This window comes from Candidatus Thermokryptus mobilis, from assembly GCF_900070205.1.
GTDB lineage: Bacteria > Bacteroidota > Ignavibacteria > Kryptoniales > Kryptoniaceae > Kryptonium > Kryptonium mobile.
The window spans coordinates 1-17,422 of sequence record NZ_FAOO01000028.1 but is presented as its reverse complement, the minus strand read 5'-3'; the positions used below and the strand labels follow the sequence as shown (position 1 = coordinate 17,422).

Below are 17,422 nucleotides of genomic sequence, written 5' to 3'. Positions count from 1 at the left end.
AAAAAGAACATAGGCATCTTTTAGATATATTTGAGATAATTGATTCAAGTGATTTGTCCGAATTTGTAAAGCAGACCTCAAAAGAAATTTTCACAAATCTTGCGAAAGCGGAAGCAAAGATTCACAACACAAGCATTGAAGAGGTTCATTTCCATGAGGTTGGCGCAATTGATTCAATCATTGATATAGTTGGGTGTGCGATATGCATTGAAAAATTTGAAATTGAAAAAATTTTCACTTCAAAAATCCCGCTCGGTTCTGGTTCATTTACTCAAACACAACACGGCAAAATGCCTATACCTTCGCCAGCAACCATTGAACTATTAAAAAATTTCCCTGTTATCTTGACCAACCTCCCATATGAGTTGACAACACCAACAGGTGCATCAATAATTGCAACTCTTGCTGAATACGGTCTTGAAAAAGAAACGATCAAAATTAAATCAATCGGCTACGGCGCCGGAAATTTTGACATCCCAAATCAGCCCGATCTTTTAAGGATAATTATCGGTGAAATACAGCAAAGATTCAACGAAGAAAAACTTTTGCTTGTAGAAACGAACATTGACGACATGAATCCCGAAATTTATCCGTATGTAATTGAAAAACTCTTACACTCTGGGGCAAACGATGCATATCTCGTCCCTGTAATAATGAAAAAGGGGCGTCCGGGAATTTTGTTGTCAGCACTTGTCAATGAGACCAAACTTGACGATATTCTAAAAGTCATCTTCACACAGACAACAACTCTTGGTGTCAGAATCTTTGAAATAAGGCGGAAAAAATTGCCAAGAGAGCAAAAAGAAATTGATACACCGTTTGGAAAAGTAAAATTCAAAATCGCAATAATTGAAAATTCTGAACGGCTTGTCCCCGAGTTTGAAGAATGCAAAAGAATAGCCGAAGAAAAGAATATCCCACTAATTCAAGTATATAAAATTCTTGAGGCGATCGCAAACAAATAAAATTAAAAAATCCCGCGATGGGCAATCTTTATGTCAATGTCGCACTTCCTGTCCCAATAAATAAACTTTTCACTTACATTGTCCCGGATGACTTGAAAAGTGATGTCGCCATCGGAAAAAGAGTTATAGTTCCATTCGGAAAACAAGAACTCACCGGCATAATAGTAGAGGTCTCAAACGAATCAGCTTGGCACAAATTGAAAGAGATAAAAGATGTACTTGACCCGAAGCCGATATTTTCTGACGAAATGTTAAAATTAACAAGATGGATTTCAGATTATTATTTCTCAAGTTGGGGTGAAGTTTTGAAAAGCGCTCTACCCTATGGAACGATACTTGAAGGAAAAAGAACAGTTAAGCTTATCCGTGAGGTTGATCAAGAAACGCTATCACAGATGGGAAAAACAGCCCCTAAAAAAGCCGAACTCCTGAAATTTCTCATCTCCAGAAAGAAACAAACCATAAGTATCAAATCGCTTAAAAATAGCCTTAATCTAAAGAACATTTATTCACTTTTAAATTCACTTGAATCGCTTGGATACATTGAAATAGAAAACCGTTTACCCGAACAAAAAGCGAAAGTGAAGTTTGAAAAGTTCGTATCAATAGCGGAATCTTACAGGGAAAATCTAAACAAGCTAACCGCTCAAATAAACAAGCTTGAAAAAAAATCCCCAAAACAAGTTGATATTTTGTTGTTCTTGCTTGACCAGTTAAAGAAGGGGAAATTTGAGGTCTCACTTCCCGAACTCTTGAAAAAGACCGAAGCCACAGCACAAACGGCAAAAAAACTTGAAGAAAAAGGGATAATTAAAATTACATTGAAGGAAACGATAAGGAAATTTGAATATGAGTTTGAAGAGCCAGATAAAAAAATCGTCCTCAACGAGTATCAAAAAAAGGCGCTCGCCGAAATAAAGAAGGCAATTGAAAACGGCAAGTTCAAAACTTTCCTTCTATACGGCGTAACAGGAAGCGGAAAAACACAGATTTATATTGAAGCCATAAAAGAAATAATTAAACTTGACAAGTCGGCAATTGTCCTTGTCCCAGAAATTTCACTAACACCACAAATCGTCAACAGATTTAAAAAGAATTTCGGTGATATTGTCGGGGTATTACACAGCAGAATGTCGCTCGGAGAAAGATACGATACTTGGAGGATGGCACGGGAGGGAAATTACAAAATTATAATCGGTCCAAGGTCAGCCATTTTCGCACCACTTGAAAGAATTGGTTTAATCGTCGTAGACGAGGAACAAGAAAGCTCTTACAAGCAATTTGACAATCCACCAAGATACAACGCAAGAGATGTTGCAATTATGAGAGCAAGGTTAAACAACGCCGTTGCGATACTTGGCTCTGCAACCCCTTCGCTTGAGTCATATTACAACGCGAAAATTGGGAAATATCAACTTCTAACTTTACCCGACCGAGTTGATAACGCAAAACTCCCAAAAATTGAAATCATTGACATGATAAAGGAAAGAAAGGAAAACAATAAAACATCAATATCTTCACTTCTGAGCTCAAAAATAAAGGACAGATTAAACAAGGGAGAGGGGATTATAATTTTCCAAAACAGGCGGGGATATTCAACTTACATTGAATGTCAGGACTGCGGTTATGTTGAAATGTGCGATAATTGCAGTGTTACATTAATTTTTCACAAGGCACATAATCATTTGAGATGCCATTACTGTGGTTCAGTTAAATCGGTTCCGGAAAGATGTCGTAGATGCAACGGTATAAAATTGAAATTGAAAGGAGTAGGAACTCAAAAAGTTGAAGACGAAATAAAAACTCTTTTCCCATCGGCAAAAATCATAAGAATGGACCTTGACACAACAGCTGGGAAAAAATCCTACGATAAAATCATGAAAAAATTCGCAAATGCTGAAGCGGATATCCTACTTGGAACCCAAATGGTTGCGAAAGGTCTTGATTTCTCAAGAGTAACACTTGTAGGTGTGATCTCAGCTGATATACCGATGCTTATCCCGGACTTTAGATCAAGCGAGAGGACATTCCAACTTTTAACGCAAGTTTCAGGTCGTGCGGGTAGAAGTGAAAAAGAAGGAGAAGTAATAATTCAAACTTTTCAACCCCAACACTACATCTTCAATTATGTCGTTAATCACCAGATACTTGAATTTTACGAAAGTGAGTTGAAGATAAGAAAGGACCTAAATTATCCGCCATTTACACGCTTAATTTTAATTGAATTTAAAGGTGAGAACGAAAAAAATGTTGAATCATCCGCAGATGAATTTTCAAACGAGCTAAAGTCAAATCTACCCCAAGGCGTGCACTTATTGGGACCATCCCCGGCAGCAATACCAAAGATAAAGCGAAACTACAGATATCACATAATAATAAAAGTCCCAAAACAAATTGATAAAAACGGCGCTGAACTTGCAAAAATAATCTGGCAGTTGAAAGAAAAGTACGAAACAAAATTAAATTCAAAAGGTGTAAAGTTAACAATTGATGTTGATCCGCAAAATACAATATAAAATCCTTCTATCTCTTATCATCTCAAGCTTGCTCGTTGCTCAAGGGAAAATTCAAATACACGGAAACAAGAACTTAGAAGATGCGCTTTTGATCGCAACGGTAAGAGAATTCAACGGACAAAACTCTTTCTCGAACGAAGTGATTGAAAGGGTGAAAGAAAGAATTTTGAACATCTATATTGAAAATGGTTTCTACTACGCAAGAATTGACTCAATTAAAATTGATTCTGAAAAGGTTGAAATTTTCATAAATGAAGGTAAACAAGCAAGGGTTGGCGAATTTGAAATCTACGGAAATAAAACACTTAAAACAGAAGAGATTATGGAACTGCTTGGAATCAAACGAGGCGATGTTTTCTATCCTGCTACTTTAAAAAGAGGAATAAATAAAATCCTTGATAGATACGCTAACATCGGGTATCCTCTTGCCCAAATAGAAATTGAAAACTTTTCACTTGACGAAAACAGCGATGTGAGGTTTAAAATCAAGATTGACGAGGGGGAAATTGTAAAAATAAAGGATGTTAAAATCGTTGGGAATAACCTCACGAAGGAAAACTTAATCATTAAAGAAGCAAGGTTCAAAAAGGGTGAAATTTACAGCGAGCGGAAATTCAAACAGATCAAAAAAAGGTTGATGAAACTTGGTATATTTGAGAGTGTTTCCGACCCGGAGATTTTTTTCAATGATACAACATCAGGGATTTTGATAAAGGTAAGTGAGGGAAGGATGAACTCATTTGACGGGGTGATCGGCTACATGCCTGAAGCTAATTCAAGGGGATATTTGGTTGGTTATATAAACATTCTTTTAAAGAATCTCTTCGGGACGGGAAGGAAATTCGGTGCAAGGTGGAACTCGGAGAACAAATACACTCAAGAATTTGAGATAAGATATTATGAACCCTACATATTTAATTTCCCCCTTGGGGCTGAATTTTTCTTTCAGCAACGGAAACAGGACTCAACCTATGTGATGAGAAAACCACAGCTTACTGCAGAACTTGAACTCACAGGTTGGGAAAATGTCTCGGAGATTTTTAAGGTCTTTTTCCAAATTTCACAAACTTCAATTATTCCAACCGCAACAGAATATCTACCATTTAAAATAGATGAGAGCAAAACTTTGAACTTCGGCTTAGGCATCTTCTATGATTCTCGCGACGATATAAACCTAGCAAAGACAGGCATTTTTCTAAAAAGTTTTTATGAGCTAGGGAATAAAAAAACTTCAACTGCAAGAGCAAAAAGGGACAAATTCAACATAGAACTTGAATTTTACTTTAACTTTCACAAAACTTTAAAAAGTGTTTTCGTCCCAAAATTAAATTTTTGGGTGATTTCCGGAGACAGAATTGATGAAGGAGATGCTTTCAGATTCGGTGGGATGAAAACTTTAAGGGGGTACAGAGAAAGGGAATTCATCGCAACGAGAGCTCTTTGGGCAAATTTTGAAAACAGATTCACCTTAAGCTCCGACTTTATCCTATTTCCATTTTTTGACATCGCTTACATCTACCACCCTGTGCTTCCGCCAAGATTAAACTCATCATTTGAATCGCTCCTTTATGGATATGGTCTTGGGTTGAAAATTTTCTCAAAAATTGGATGGCTCAATTTAATATACGCCCTCGGCAGGGGAGACTCATTTAAAACAGGGAAAATACATATCGGGGTTGAAAGTGAATTTTAAAAAATTAACAGCAATCATAAAAATAACCAGACCATCAAATGTTTTTATAACTTTCCTTACTATATTCGCAAGCGTTTTAATTTTTTCAAACGGAGATGAAAAACTTTTAAAATTCTCAATTATAGGTGGCATCGTTGGTGCATTAATTGATGCAGGTGGAAACATAATCAATGATTTTTTTGATGTTGAAATAGACAAGATAAATAAACCAAAACGACCAATTCCCTCAGGGTTGATAAGTAGAAAACTTGCCCTTTATCTTTATATTTTGACAACTTCCCTTGGGATAATTCTATCTAACTTTCTAGGCTTGCTCCCATTTTTAATTTCGCTATCATCATCAGTTCTGATTTTTCTGTATAGTTTTAGGTTAAAGCGACTCCCTCTGTTTGGGAATTTCATAGTTGCCTTCTTGACAGGGCTTGCATTCATATTTGCTGGGAGCATTGCGAAAAATATAAAAGAAGCTATCATACCGATGGTATTCGCACTTTTGATCAACTTAGCAAGGGAAATAATAAAAGACATTGAAGATATTGAAGGAGATATGAAGGCGGGTTTAAATACTTTTCCGATAAAAGCTGGCATAAAAAAATCAATAATGCTTTCCTCTTTTATTCTGGCGATTTTAATTTTGCTTACGCCCCTCCCATATATGCTCGGATTTTACAATAAACACTTTATTCTGATCGTTTCTGCCGTTGACCTTGGATTAATCTATGTTGTCATATCGTTGTTTAAAGACCAAACCAAGATAAACTTGAACAGATTGAGCAATATACTTAAATTTGAAATGATTTTAGGACTTTTAGCAATTTACTTTGGCAGTTTATGATACAAACAAAGGAAAAAGATATGAAGCGAATTGAAAAAGAGTTCTACGATCAAGGTTATGAAATGATAGCTGGAATTGATGAAGCTGGTTGTGGACCGCTTGCCGGACCTGTAGTTGCCTGTGCGGTAATTTTGCCGAGAGATTATTTCAATCCGTTGATCTATGACTCAAAAATGCTTTACCCTTCAACCAGAGAGAAAATATTTTACGAAATTTTAAACAACGCAATTGATATTGGAGTGGGGATTTGCTCAAATGAGGAGATAGATAAGCTGAACATAAGAAATGCAACAAGAAAAGCGATGGAAAGAACACTTGAAGATATTGAAATTCAACCCGATGTGGTCTTAATAGATGGGAATATTTTTGACACGAATTACAACATGCTAAACAGTAATGGCAAGAGAGTTATCTTCAAAAACATTGTAAAAGGGGATAGGAAATCAATTACTATAGCTTCAGCGTCAATTGTCGCGAAAGTTCTAAGAGATGAGATTATGTCCGAATATGAGAAGCTTTACCCCAACTTTAAATTTTCAAAACACAAAGGTTATCCCACCAAAGAGCACCTCCAGGAGTTAAGAAAATTCGGACCCACAGAAATCCACAGAAAAACATTTAAGCTGGTGAACCAAATAAGAATTGATGAAGTTTTGCTTAAACTCTTCTAATTTTTGATATGAAGAAGGACAAAGGGAAAATTGGCGAAGATATAGCTGTAAAGTTTCTTTCACGCAAGGGTTACAAAATTTTAAAAAGAAATTACAGATACGGACACGGTGAGATTGATATAATAGCCATGGATAAAGATGTTCTGATATTCGTTGAGGTGAGGATGAAACTTTCAGATAAATTCGGCTCTCCGGAAGATTCCATAACGATTAAAAAAAGGGAACAACTTAAAAAAATCGCAAACGCATTTATACAGATGAACGATGTGAATTTCTCAGAGTGCAGGTTTGATGTGATTGGAATAACATTTAAAGATGGGAAGTTTACCATAAACCATATTGAAAATGCATTCCAATAAAACAAACTTGGAGGTATTTAAATGAACATCGCAGTTGCTATGCTTCTTTCTATCGCGGGTCTTACAATTGGGTTTTTCACTTGGGGCAAATATGTGGCGCGCAGATCCGGTGTAAATCCAAATTTACCGACCCCAGCTGTTAGGATAAATGACGGTGTTGATTATGTGCCAGCGAAACCTATTGTACTTTTGGGGCATCATTATGCTTCAATAGCTGCTGCTGGCCCAATAATCGGACCAACGCTTGCGTTAATTTATGGATTCATCCCAGCTTGGCTGTGGCTATTGTTTGGGGTCATTTTCATAGGTGCGGTTCACGATTTCTCAGCCCTTTTTGTAAGTGTTAGAGAAAACGGTCGCTCAATCGCTCATATAGCAAAGAAAACGCTTGGGAATACTGGATTTGCACTTTTCCTTTCATTTGCTATTTTACTGATAATGCTTGTAAACGCTGCTTTCTTACAACTTACCGCGATCGCTCTGACCTCAACTTATCCGATCTCAAAGCTTGGACTTCCCCCCGACCAAACGCTTTTAAAAACTACAATCGTGAAAGGTGAAATATATGGCAAAATTGGAGGCATAGCTTCAACATCAGTAATAATCATAACCATATTTGCACCGCTTGTTGGTTATCTTCTTTATAAAAAGCACATTAAGACATACATCGCAAGCTTAATCGCACTCTCCATAGTGTTAATTTCAGTTATAATCGGATTAAAATTCCCAGTATCGTTAAACCCACAGATTTGGATGGTTATAATTTTAATTTACTCATTCATTGCGTCGTGGATCCCCGTCTGGGTAATTTTACAACCGCGCGATTTTACTAATGTTCATTTTCTTTACATTGGGTTGGCAACGATGGTCCTAGGTATAATTGGAAGTGGTCTTGCTGGGATTAAAATTCAAGCTCCAACCTTCAATATAGATTCACTTTCAATGGAAGCGCTCGGACCCATCTGGCCATTTCTATTCGTGACAATCGCCTGTGGAGCTGTATCAGGGGCACATTCTCTTATAGCTACAGGAACAACATCAAAACAAATTTCAAATGAAAAATACACACATTTGATCGGATACGGTGCGATGCTTCTTGAGTCGCTTCTTGGGATGTCTGTTCTTTTAGTTATACTTTCAGCAGTTGACTTTGAACACTACAAAGAGCTTGTCTGGCCAATTGAAAACGGCCATTTAAAACAAGGCAACGCCCCACTTGCTTTCGCCGTCAGCGTCGGTAAAACACTTAACAATGGGCTTGGGATACCGATATTCTTTGGAACTATATTCGGAATTCTTATGCTTGAAGGATTCCTTATCACAACAATTGACACCTTGTTCAGATTGATGAGATATTTCTTTGAGGAGCTTTGGAATGTTCTTTTCGTAAAAAAACCAGCGATTCTTGAATCAAGGATGTTCAATGCCCTCCTTGCAATAATTTTAACCGCGATTTTATCATTCACAAATGGCTATCAAAAAATTTGGCCGATATTCGGCTCGGCAAATCAACTTCTCGCTGCTCTTACACTTGTCGCTGTCACAGCTTGGTTTGCACAAAAATCAATAAAAGCCTACTTTGCTGCCATCCCAGCTGGATTTATGATCATCACGACTATGGCTTCGCTTTCAATCTTGCTTAAAAAATACATTGAATCAAAGAATTTAACGCTGACGATAACAGATATCCTTTTGCTCTCGCTTGCCTCAGGAGTTATAGTTTTGACATTCAAATACTTCTTTAAGTTAAGAGCTGAATTATCAAAGCAAAAATTCGTTGAACAAATGAAATGACTATGCTGGGATTTGAACTATAAATGTTGTTCCTTTACCAAGTTCGCTTGAAACATTGATCTTTCCTTTGAGTAGCTCTATCATTGATTTGGTAAGAGCAAGACCAAGCCCGGTGCCCGTAGGATTAAGTTCAAGCGCATGGCGCCCGCGATAAAATCTGTTAAAAATATAAGGAAGATCATCTGCACTAATGCCAATACCATTATCACTTATAGAAATTTCCAACCACTTCCCTACCCTTTCGCACTTTATTTCAACACTCCCGTTTTTACCTGTATATTCTATCGCATTGTCAAGTATGTTCTTCAATGCCTCAAAAAGAATATTTTCGTCCGTTTTTGAAATCAAAATAGAATCACAATTGAACTTGACCTTTATGTTCTTCCTTTTCGCTTTATGGTTCAGTGTCAAAATCACTTCACGAATTAATTCGGGTAGATTTACCTCACGCAAATTAACATTTATCACGCCCGCCTCCACCTTCGCAAGATAAAGCATTGACCTGATTATGTCAATTGATCTATTGACCTGTCTATAAACGACATTTAATGTTTGAATATAATCCTTCACCTTTCTTCTTCTCATCAAAGAAATTTCAATTTCATCTTTCATCACCGTCAGCGGAGTTAAAAGCTCATGTGAAACATCGTATGTGAACTGTGCGATTTGCTTAAACGACCTCTCCAACCTTTCAAGCAATCTATTTAGTGAATTAACAAGTTTGACTATTTCATCAGGCGGGTTGCTCTGGTTAACATTTATTCTCTCCGTTAGATTCTCGGCGTTTATTTTATCGGCTTTGTCAATTATTTGTTCAAGTGGACTTATAAACTTTGAAACTATCACCCCACCACCATAAGAGACAATTATAATCGCAAGCAACAAAGCCAAAAAAAGAGATGTCCTCAAAAGCCCCATCGCCGTCTGAACCGCCCCTTCAAACTTTGACATCTCAATAAGACCAAATAAACCATTCTCATCCCTTATTGGAAGATAAAAAATTCGCAATCTTTTGCCGTTAATTTCAATCTCCTTTGCCCCTTCAACATCCACCCTTTCAGGATTCGGAATTACAAAATTTGCCCTCTTTAAGTTCTCAGAAATTGCAACAAGATTTAAGTTCTTATCAAATATCCTGAAAAATACCGATGCATCACTCAAATAAAAATGCTCTGGTTCTCTGAACTCAACCGAATCAGAGATAAAAATCACGCCTGACTTAACCATAAGCTTCTCCGCAAACTCAACCGCTTCCCTGCTCAGTGCCATATCAATTTCACGATGAAGAGAGCGATCAAGATAGAGATAAATCCCAATTTCAATTAATACAAAAGCCAAAACGAAGACAATTGAATACCAAAAAACAATTCTAAATCTAAGCGATCTGTAACTCATCATTTTATTTCCTCCTGTTTTCAACATCCAAAACATATCCAACGCCACGAACAGTATGGATCAATTTTTTATTAAATCCGTGATCAATCTTCTTGCGCAAATAATTGATGTAAACATCAACATAATTTGTCCCTCTATCAAAGTTAATTCCCCAGACATTTTCAGCGATTTCCATTCGCGTAACAACCCTTCCCTGATTTACCATCAGAAAATAAAGCAAGTCATACTCTCTTGGCGTCAGATAAATCTTTTTACCCCCTCTTGTTACGGTTCTGCTTGATGGATTTAAAACTAAATCCTCAACTTGAATTATATTTGAACCAGACCTTGACCTTCTCGTCAGAGCGCGAATACGAGCTAAAAGCTCTGAAAATGAAAACGGCTTTGTCAGATAATCATCAGCTCCAGCATCAAGACATTGAACTTTCATTTCAACTGAATCTACAACGGTAAGCATCAAAATTGGTGTGTTAACTTTGTTTCTTCTTATCTCACGACAAACCTCAAGCCCATTTAATTTCGGCAACCTGTAATCAAGAACTATACAATCATATCTACCCGTCACAGCAAGTGAAACGCCTGAATCACCATCATAAACAACATCAACATTATAACCAGCCTCCCTCAGACCTTTCTTCAATGTCCTTGTGAGTTCCTTTTCATCCTCAATCAAAAGAATCTTCATATCCAAACCTTGAACTTCTCTTTTTATCTCATCTCAAAAATAACTTCACTGAAAATCATAATCAAGTTTTTGCACAAAAATTAATAAATTCTAATCCGGTTTTAATCAGATTTTAATCCCACATTGCTTAAATTTAAATAAAAAAGAGACTGTTGAAATGCCTATACATCCAATGATTGTTCATTTCCCAATCGCCCTTTTGACAACTTTCGTTCTACTTGAAATCCTCTGGTTTATCTTTAGGAAGGATTGGATCAAAAATTCATCTGTTTTAACGCTTTTTATCGGGCTGATTTCGGTCATTCCAACTCTTTTATCAGGGGAAGCGTCCGCAGAGGCAATTGAAAATATCCAACAGGTTGCCGAACTTGTTAAATCACACGAAACATTTGCAAAATTAACCGGCTTGACCTTCTTGATCGTTTTCATAATTAAGGTGGTTCTGATGAGAACTGGCAAACTCAACTTCAAAACGAATTTAATCCCATTTATTCTTTCACTTGTAGGAATTTACTTCTTAATTCAGACAGGATTAAGAGGTGGTGAGCTTGTCTATAAGCACGGCGCTGGGATACTCTTTTAAACACAAATTAAAACAAAATTATTCAGAAATGAAAATCGTAATTCCTTTACTTTTATTGCTCTTTAGCCCGCTATTCCCCCAAGACACCACCGAACAAGTGATTGATTTTGAAACAATTAAAACGATGAACGGTCGCCAAATATATGAAACTTTTTGCGCAAAATGTCACGGCATTGATGGAAAGGGGAATATACCTGAAGAAATAAAACAAAATTGGGATGTTCCACCACCTGACTTTACAGACGAATACTTTAATACAAGAGAGCCAAGAAAAGATTGGTATGCGGTTATAAAATATGGTGGACCTGTTCGCGGTCTTTCACAAACGATGCCTGCTTTCGGCGATGTCTTCACAGATGAACAAATATATGATGTAATTGAACATATAAAATCATTCGTTGATCAAAAGAAATATCCTCAAGGCGAGCTTAACTTCATAAGAGCACATTATGTAACAAAAGCATATGTTGAACAGGAGGCTTTACTCATACCGACCTATACTTATAAATTTGAAAATGGACACAATGTCAGCGATACAAAAGTCCTCCTTTACTATGCGAATAGATTCGCAACAAGATTTCAATATGAAGTCAAACTCCCTGTTCAAAATTTAAAGTCCTCTGTTCAAAATACAACCGGTATAGGCGACTTTGAACTTGGACTCAAATATGCATTTTACGACAACTATAAAAACTTATCAATTTTGACAGCAGGATTTGAATTCTCCCTTCCCACAGGAAATGAAGCCAAAGGATTCGGTAAGGGAACGGTTGTTCTCACTCCATATATAACTGGAGCGAAAGGTATAGGTGAAAAGATTGAGCTTCAGGGAAGTGTTAAAATTGAAGCGCCTGTGAACAAAAGCAAAGGAAACCCTGAACTAATTTATGGGATTTCATCTACATTAATACTTCCAGAAGGAAAACGAGGAATATTCCCGGGGATAGAGCTTCTTGGGATGAAAAATCTCGGATCAAGCGAGCATATGATATCACTTGTTCCCAAAATTTACATCGCACTGACAAAACGAGGTCATCTTGCAATTTCCATAGGAAGAGAAATCCCAATTTATGGTGGAACCCCATTTAAATACAGATATGTCGGCTTCATACTTTGGGATTATGTAGATGGTGGTATCTTCAGCGGTTGGTAAAGACAATTGGCAGGGATTTTATCCCCGCCAATTTCTTATAACTTTGCAAGTTCCGATTTCAAGTATTCAATTGGCTTAACAGGAGTTGGGTCAACATTATTTAAAATGGCAAGATAAAAACTTACCCAATCACCAAGATAAATCTGCGAAAACATTCTCGCAAGTAGGGATTTACCTTCGGAAAATATATTCAAGACCTCACTCGCATAAGGTCTCATCAATTCATCCGTTATTTCAATCCTATACTTAACCCTTTCATATTCACCGTCGTCTCGCAAAATTATTACACTTATCTTGCTTGTAATCTCTTTGAAACTTCCACCAACTTCCCCAGACCAACCAACTATTTCATTATGGTTCATTTCTGGGAAGACATTAAAATGTGCCAGCATTTTCGCATTCTCTTCAATTTGACAAACCCATCTCATAGCGACAGCGTCAAATTTCCCACAAGCATAAATAAAAGGCAAAGAACCAACAACACGAAGCGCAATTTTATAAGCGATGTTTTCCTCGTGTTCCGGGTTTGAGTAAATTTTTGACTTTTCTTCAACGAGATTTATCGTCTCATTTATTTCCCTTTTTTTGCTTTTTATTAAACCAAGCTTTGAAAATAAAACAAGAAGCGGAAAAAATGAATACCCAAGAGCAGCTCTTGGTGGATAACCAGATGGTATTTTTATAACCGGATGTTTTTTCTTCAACGCCATCTTTTCAATTTCGCCATTTGAAGTTATACAAAGTATATTGGACTTCTTTTTAACCCCATCTTTATACGCCGAGATCGTTTCTTCTGTGTTCCCTGAATAACTTGAAACGATTAAAAGTGTTTTATCATCAACAAACTTGGGCAAAAAATAATCCCTGTTTACAATTATCGGAACTTTTATCTCATCTGAAAGATAAGAGCGAAGCAAATCCCCAGCTATTGCTGAGCCACCAAGTCCGGTGAGAACGATTTTGTTAATTTTTTTAGCTGAAAATTCGGATTGAATTTTTCTCCGATTGAAACCGCATCCCTTATCTGCTTGTGAAAATTTGCAATTTTTGAGAACATATCCGAACGGTCATACTTTTTAATGTCATCAAGTTTTAGCATTTTCCCTCCATTTGATTTTAAATTTCAATTTCTGGGATTATCCCCTTCAGTTCCTTCATTAAAAAGTTCTTTACTTCATCTTGTGTTTTGAAAACAAGAGCACGCTTGCTTATCCTTTTTGCATCTTTGAATTTAATCGTTTTTATTATCCGCTTTATCTCAGGTATCATCTTTGGGGTAACGCTTAACTCATCAAGCCCAAACCCTACAAGAAGAACTGTTGCATATGGATCAGCAGCCATTTCTCCACAAACGGAAACAGGTATTTTCGCCCGTTGCGCAGATTCAACAACGAATTGTATCAACCTTAATACAGCAGGATGGAATTCCTGAAAAATTTTCGCAACCGTTTCATTCCCCCTATCAACCGCAAGCGTATACTGAATCAAATCATTGGTTCCTATACTAAAGAAATCAACTTCCCGTGCAATTTCCTTCGCCATCAAAGCAGAAGAAGGCGTTTCTATCATAACGCCAACTTTTATATTTTCATCAAAAGGTATATTCTTCTCCTTAAGCTGTGCCTTCGCCAAATCAATATATTTTTTCACCTCTCTCACTTCATCAATACTTGACACCATCGGAAACATAACCCACACATTTTTCTTTACACTTGCTCTTAAAATCGCCCTCAATTGAGATAATAAAATTTCCGGCTTATCAAGCCCAATTCTAATCCCACGCCAACCAAGAAAGGGATTATCTTCTCTATGATAATCTCTAAAAATTTTATCACCACCCACATCAAAAGTCCTTATGACAACTTTATAAGGATAAACTTTTTCAGCAACTTTAAAATATTCCTCAAACTGTTCATCTTCTTCGGGGATAGTCCCGTTGCTTATTATATATTCAGTTCTGAACAAACCAACCCCTTCAGCTCCGCTTTCAAGCGCCTCATTCACTTCTTCAGGAAATTCAATGTTTGCAAGAATTGTTACCTTTCTACCGTCAATAGTAACCGCTGGAACAAATTTAAAATCCTCAAGTTTACGCTCAAACTCAGCTATTCGTTTTATTTTGTTTTGATATTCTTCAACGACATCTTGTTCTGGGTTGATTATCAAAATCCCTTTATAACCATCAAGTATAACAAGGTCACCGGTTTTTATAGATTTCGTCGCCTCTTTTAAGCCAACCACAGCGGGTATTTTAAGTGCTCTTGCAAGTATCGCTGTGTGAGAGGTCATACCACCAAGATCGGTGGCATAACCTAAAACTTGATTTCGGCTGAATAGAATTGTATCAGCGGGGGTAAGGTTCTCCGCAACCACAATTCTTGATGTATCAAACCTTGAAAGCCACTTCTGCTGTTGAATGTTCCTTATCACCCTGTTTTTCAAATCCTCAAGGTCGTGCGCCCTTTCTTTGAGATAATCATCCCCGGAGCCCTGCATAAACTTTATGTACTTTTCAATTTCATCCTGGATGATAAATTCAGCGTTGAGCTTCTCCCCCTTTATCCTTTCAATTATCTTGTCTATTATCGTCTTATCGTCAAGCATTAAAATTTGCGCTTCAAAAATTTCAGCCCCTTTTGAACCAAGCTTTTCTACGGCGAGCGTTAAAATTTTTCGCAACTCACTTTTTGATCTCTCAATCGCCATCAAAAACTTCTCAATCTCACCTGAAACCTCCTCTTCTTTAAGCTCTTTCTTCAAAATCTTCGGCTTCAACTTTTCATACTTCAACGCTACCCCTATTGCTATGCCCGGAGAAGCCGGTATACCTTCAATAACTTTGCCCTTGACCATTTTTATTTTCTTCGTTTTTTAACCCCTCAAGCTCACCGAAACCCGACTCAAATAGAGCAACTATTGCCTTAGCTGCCTCTTCTTCATCTTCACCCTCAAACCTCAAAATAAGCCTTGAACCCTGTTCCGCCGCAAGTGACATCACACCAATTATACTTTTCCCATTTATCTCAACTCCGTTCTTCTCAATGAAAAAATCCGACTTAAACTTAGAAGCAAGTTTCACAAGCATCGCAGCAGGACGAGTGTGTAGCCCGGTTCTATTTTTAATCTCAACCTCCTTCTTAATCATTTTATATCTTTCTCTCACAAAGTTTATTTGCAAGCCAAATCAACATATCTTTTGCGTTATTTTCAGGTAAAACTCTTATTGAATTTATCGCTATGTCGGTATAAAGTTTTACCATCTCCTGCGTTTCATCAATCACACCATAATAATAGTAAATATCCCTAACCAAAGGAACAAGCGAAGAATCCACACCATCTCGGTTGAAAACCCTTAACAATATCTCTCTTTCCTTTCCCTCTGCCCTTTGAAGTGCCCTCAAAAGCAGGAAAGTCCTCTTTCCATTGACAATATCCCCACCTATTGATTTCCCAAAGTCCTCCCCTGCAACCACATCAAGAAGGTCATCCTGAAGTTGAAACGCAAGCCCGAGATTTAAACCATAACTCTCAATCGCCTGGATTTCCCCTTCATCAGCATCGGCGATTAAAGCCCCAATTTTCACCGAATGCTTTATAAGTGACGCAGTTTTTTTACTTATCATTTCAATATAATCATCAATCCCAACATCAAAACTTGTCTCAAGCTTCAAATCAAGTGCCTGACCCTCACAAACCTCTATAGCAGCTTTTGTGAAAGCATCAACGATTTCATTAAATCTTTTAACCTCCAACTTTGTAAGAAATCTATAAGCAATGGCAAACATCACATCTCCACTCAAAATTGCGGTGTTCAAATCCCATTTTTTATGTATCGTCTCAATTCCTCTCCTCATATCCGCCTTATCCATTATGTCATCGTGAACAAGCGTGAAATTATGGAAAATTTCAACCGCAATCGCAGCATTCAAAGCAGTGAAAGGATTTCCACCAAGTAACTCACACGCAAGGAGCAGAAGAACAGGTCTTAATCTTTTCCCCCCAGCAAATAAAATATATCTAACCGGCTCATATAATAAATCCGGCTCACCATCTAAAAGTGCTCGCTTTAAATGTTCATCTATAACCCTTTTATATTCGCTATAACTTTGCTCAAAATCCACTTCTATTGATTTATAAATTTTTTAAATCCTGTTAAAATTTTAATAAAAGAAGTCAAAATAATCAAATTAGAGCATTTCACTTCCCCCAACTTGCAAAAACGAAAAAACTTGAAACTTCAAGGATTTCAACCGAAGATAAACATAAACCCATAGAATTTTGTTTACCGAAAACAAATTCCAAATTTTAATTTAAAGCACTCACACAAAAAAACAAAATATAAACATCCTAACTTGCTCTCCCTTCCCAAACTTTCACGTAAATCATAGGATTTGGCAAGGTATCCTTTCCCACCGCTGGATGGGGCTGGTATGAAAAATAAATGTAATTTTCCCCGTCAATGTAAACAAGTATTCTTTGCCTTGCCCTCGCTTGGCACCTGAACAATGATGAAAAATAAATCCTGTAAATTCAGAAGTGGCGATAATATTGGAGTATCCATCTAAATTGAAAACATGCAAATTATATTTGGATGAACTAATAAATTTTATCACCAAAGATTACAATTCCCTCAACTTTTCCTGTCATTGGAATTTCAAGAAACCATATCCACCCTCAAATATCCAGCGCCAAATAAGTAAATCCTACACAGCTAAAACAACCCCTTGTGCTTCCAGGCATGCCATCCAATCCACACCAAACATACGAACTTAT

16 protein-coding genes are annotated in these 17,422 nt (G+C 37.0%); 9 read left to right on the top strand and 7 right to left on the bottom strand.

The annotated features are described in order from the left end of the window. From larC to FKZ43_RS11005, 7 genes are all read left to right on the top strand, one after another. Positions 1-965, top strand: a 965-nt coding sequence (larC, locus tag FKZ43_RS11035; protein ID WP_181180360.1) for a nickel pincer cofactor biosynthesis protein LarC, incomplete at its 5' end; no start/stop codon positions are given. Positions 966-982: 17 nt separating this feature from the next. Continuing rightward, positions 983-3,481 carry a primosomal protein N' gene (gene priA, locus FKZ43_RS11030; protein ID WP_140945950.1) on the top strand — a complete coding sequence of 833 codons (2,499 nt, stop codon included), beginning with the start codon at positions 983-985 and terminating at the stop codon, positions 3,479-3,481. Then, on the top strand, positions 3,456-5,174 hold the full coding sequence (locus FKZ43_RS11025; RefSeq protein ID WP_140945949.1) for a BamA/OMP85 family outer membrane protein: 1,719 nt from the start codon (positions 3,456-3,458) through the stop codon (positions 5,172-5,174). Before priA ends, FKZ43_RS11025 begins: the two co-directional genes overlap by 26 nt. After that, complete coding sequence (locus FKZ43_RS11020; protein WP_181180359.1) at positions 5,164-6,009, top strand: geranylgeranylglycerol-phosphate geranylgeranyltransferase; 846 nt, start codon at positions 5,164-5,166, stop codon at positions 6,007-6,009. Before FKZ43_RS11025 ends, FKZ43_RS11020 begins: the two co-directional genes overlap by 11 nt. Next, the gene (rnhB, locus tag FKZ43_RS11015; protein WP_268904473.1) at positions 6,006-6,680 is read left to right on the top strand and encodes a ribonuclease HII; all 675 of its coding nucleotides are present in this window, start codon (positions 6,006-6,008) and stop codon (positions 6,678-6,680) included. The genes FKZ43_RS11020 and rnhB overlap by 4 nt, the downstream gene beginning before the upstream one ends. Positions 6,681-6,688: 8 nt before the next feature. After that, positions 6,689-7,039: a YraN family protein gene (locus tag FKZ43_RS11010; protein WP_140945946.1), complete on the top strand. Its 351-nt coding sequence runs from the start codon at positions 6,689-6,691 to the stop codon at positions 7,037-7,039. Between the two features lie 21 nt (positions 7,040-7,060). Then, positions 7,061-8,833, top strand: a complete 1,773-nt coding sequence (locus FKZ43_RS11005) for a carbon starvation CstA family protein (RefSeq protein WP_140945945.1) — start codon at positions 7,061-7,063, stop codon at positions 8,831-8,833. Here the strand turns inward: FKZ43_RS11005 and FKZ43_RS11000 are convergent, their stop codons facing one another. Further along, entirely contained in the window at positions 8,834-10,231 is a 1,398-nt protein-coding gene (locus tag FKZ43_RS11000; RefSeq protein WP_181180358.1) for a sensor histidine kinase, read from the bottom strand. A gap of 1 nt (position 10,232) precedes the next feature. After that, positions 10,233-10,913: a response regulator transcription factor gene (locus tag FKZ43_RS10995; protein ID WP_140945943.1), complete on the bottom strand. Its 681-nt coding sequence runs from the start codon at positions 10,911-10,913 to the stop codon at positions 10,233-10,235. Between the two features lie 157 nt (positions 10,914-11,070). Between FKZ43_RS10995 and FKZ43_RS10990 the strand changes: the two genes are divergently transcribed. Next, positions 11,071-11,496, top strand: a complete 426-nt coding sequence (locus FKZ43_RS10990) for a DUF2231 domain-containing protein (RefSeq protein ID WP_140945942.1) — start codon at positions 11,071-11,073, stop codon at positions 11,494-11,496. Between the two features lie 28 nt (positions 11,497-11,524). Beyond that, positions 11,525-12,649 carry a c-type cytochrome gene (locus tag FKZ43_RS10985; RefSeq protein ID WP_140945941.1) on the top strand — a complete coding sequence of 375 codons (1,125 nt, stop codon included), beginning with the start codon at positions 11,525-11,527 and terminating at the stop codon, positions 12,647-12,649. Positions 12,650-12,684: 35 nt separating this feature from the next. Here the strand turns inward: FKZ43_RS10985 and FKZ43_RS10980 are convergent, their stop codons facing one another. From FKZ43_RS10980 to FKZ43_RS10965, 5 genes are read right to left on the bottom strand one after another with little or no spacing between them, the layout of a single operon-like run. Next, entirely contained in the window at positions 12,685-13,608 is a 924-nt protein-coding gene (locus tag FKZ43_RS10980) for a bifunctional phosphoglucose/phosphomannose isomerase (protein WP_235894756.1), read from the bottom strand. Further along, entirely contained in the window at positions 13,575-13,748 is a 174-nt protein-coding gene (locus tag FKZ43_RS11540; RefSeq protein WP_181180357.1) for a hypothetical protein, read from the bottom strand. The genes FKZ43_RS10980 and FKZ43_RS11540 overlap by 34 nt, the downstream gene beginning before the upstream one ends. Positions 13,749-13,765: 17 nt before the next feature. Further along, entirely contained in the window at positions 13,766-15,502 is a 1,737-nt protein-coding gene (ptsP, locus tag FKZ43_RS10975) for a phosphoenolpyruvate--protein phosphotransferase (RefSeq protein ID WP_140945939.1), read from the bottom strand. After that, on the bottom strand, positions 15,480-15,794 hold the full coding sequence (locus tag FKZ43_RS10970) for an HPr family phosphocarrier protein (protein ID WP_140945938.1): 315 nt from the start codon (positions 15,792-15,794) through the stop codon (positions 15,480-15,482). The genes ptsP and FKZ43_RS10970 overlap by 23 nt, the downstream gene beginning before the upstream one ends. Before the next feature lies 1 nt (position 15,795). Next, positions 15,796-16,770 (bottom strand): polyprenyl synthetase family protein, encoded by a 975-nt coding sequence (locus FKZ43_RS10965; RefSeq protein ID WP_181180356.1) that lies wholly within the window; start codon positions 16,768-16,770, stop codon positions 15,796-15,798. Positions 16,771-17,422 lie beyond the last annotated feature (652 nt).

Excerpts from the sequence above, each read along its gene's own strand:
- FKZ43_RS11010 (WP_140945946.1), top strand. The coding sequence starts at position 6,689 with ATGAAGAAGGACAAAGGGAAAATTGGCGAAGATATAGCTGTAAAGTTT.
- FKZ43_RS10985 (WP_140945941.1), top strand. The coding sequence starts at position 11,525 with ATGAAAATCGTAATTCCTTTACTTTTATTGCTCTTTAGCCCGCTATTC.
- ptsP (WP_140945939.1), bottom strand. The coding sequence starts at position 15,502 with ATGGTCAAGGGCAAAGTTATTGAAGGTATACCGGCTTCTCCGGGCATA.
- FKZ43_RS10990 (WP_140945942.1), top strand. The coding sequence starts at position 11,071 with ATGCCTATACATCCAATGATTGTTCATTTCCCAATCGCCCTTTTGACA.
- FKZ43_RS11000 (WP_181180358.1), bottom strand. The coding sequence starts at position 10,231 with ATGATGAGTTACAGATCGCTTAGATTTAGAATTGTTTTTTGGTATTCA.
- FKZ43_RS11540 (WP_181180357.1), bottom strand. The coding sequence starts at position 13,748 with ATGCTAAAACTTGATGACATTAAAAAGTATGACCGTTCGGATATGTTC.
- FKZ43_RS10995 (WP_140945943.1), bottom strand. The coding sequence starts at position 10,913 with ATGAAGATTCTTTTGATTGAGGATGAAAAGGAACTCACAAGGACATTG.
- rnhB (WP_268904473.1), top strand. The coding sequence starts at position 6,006 with ATGATACAAACAAAGGAAAAAGATATGAAGCGAATTGAAAAAGAGTTC.
- FKZ43_RS10970 (WP_140945938.1), bottom strand. The coding sequence starts at position 15,794 with ATGATTAAGAAGGAGGTTGAGATTAAAAATAGAACCGGGCTACACACT.
- FKZ43_RS11005 (WP_140945945.1), top strand. The coding sequence starts at position 7,061 with ATGAACATCGCAGTTGCTATGCTTCTTTCTATCGCGGGTCTTACAATT.
- priA (WP_140945950.1), top strand. The coding sequence starts at position 983 with ATGGGCAATCTTTATGTCAATGTCGCACTTCCTGTCCCAATAAATAAA.
- FKZ43_RS11025 (WP_140945949.1), top strand. The coding sequence starts at position 3,456 with ATGTTGATCCGCAAAATACAATATAAAATCCTTCTATCTCTTATCATC.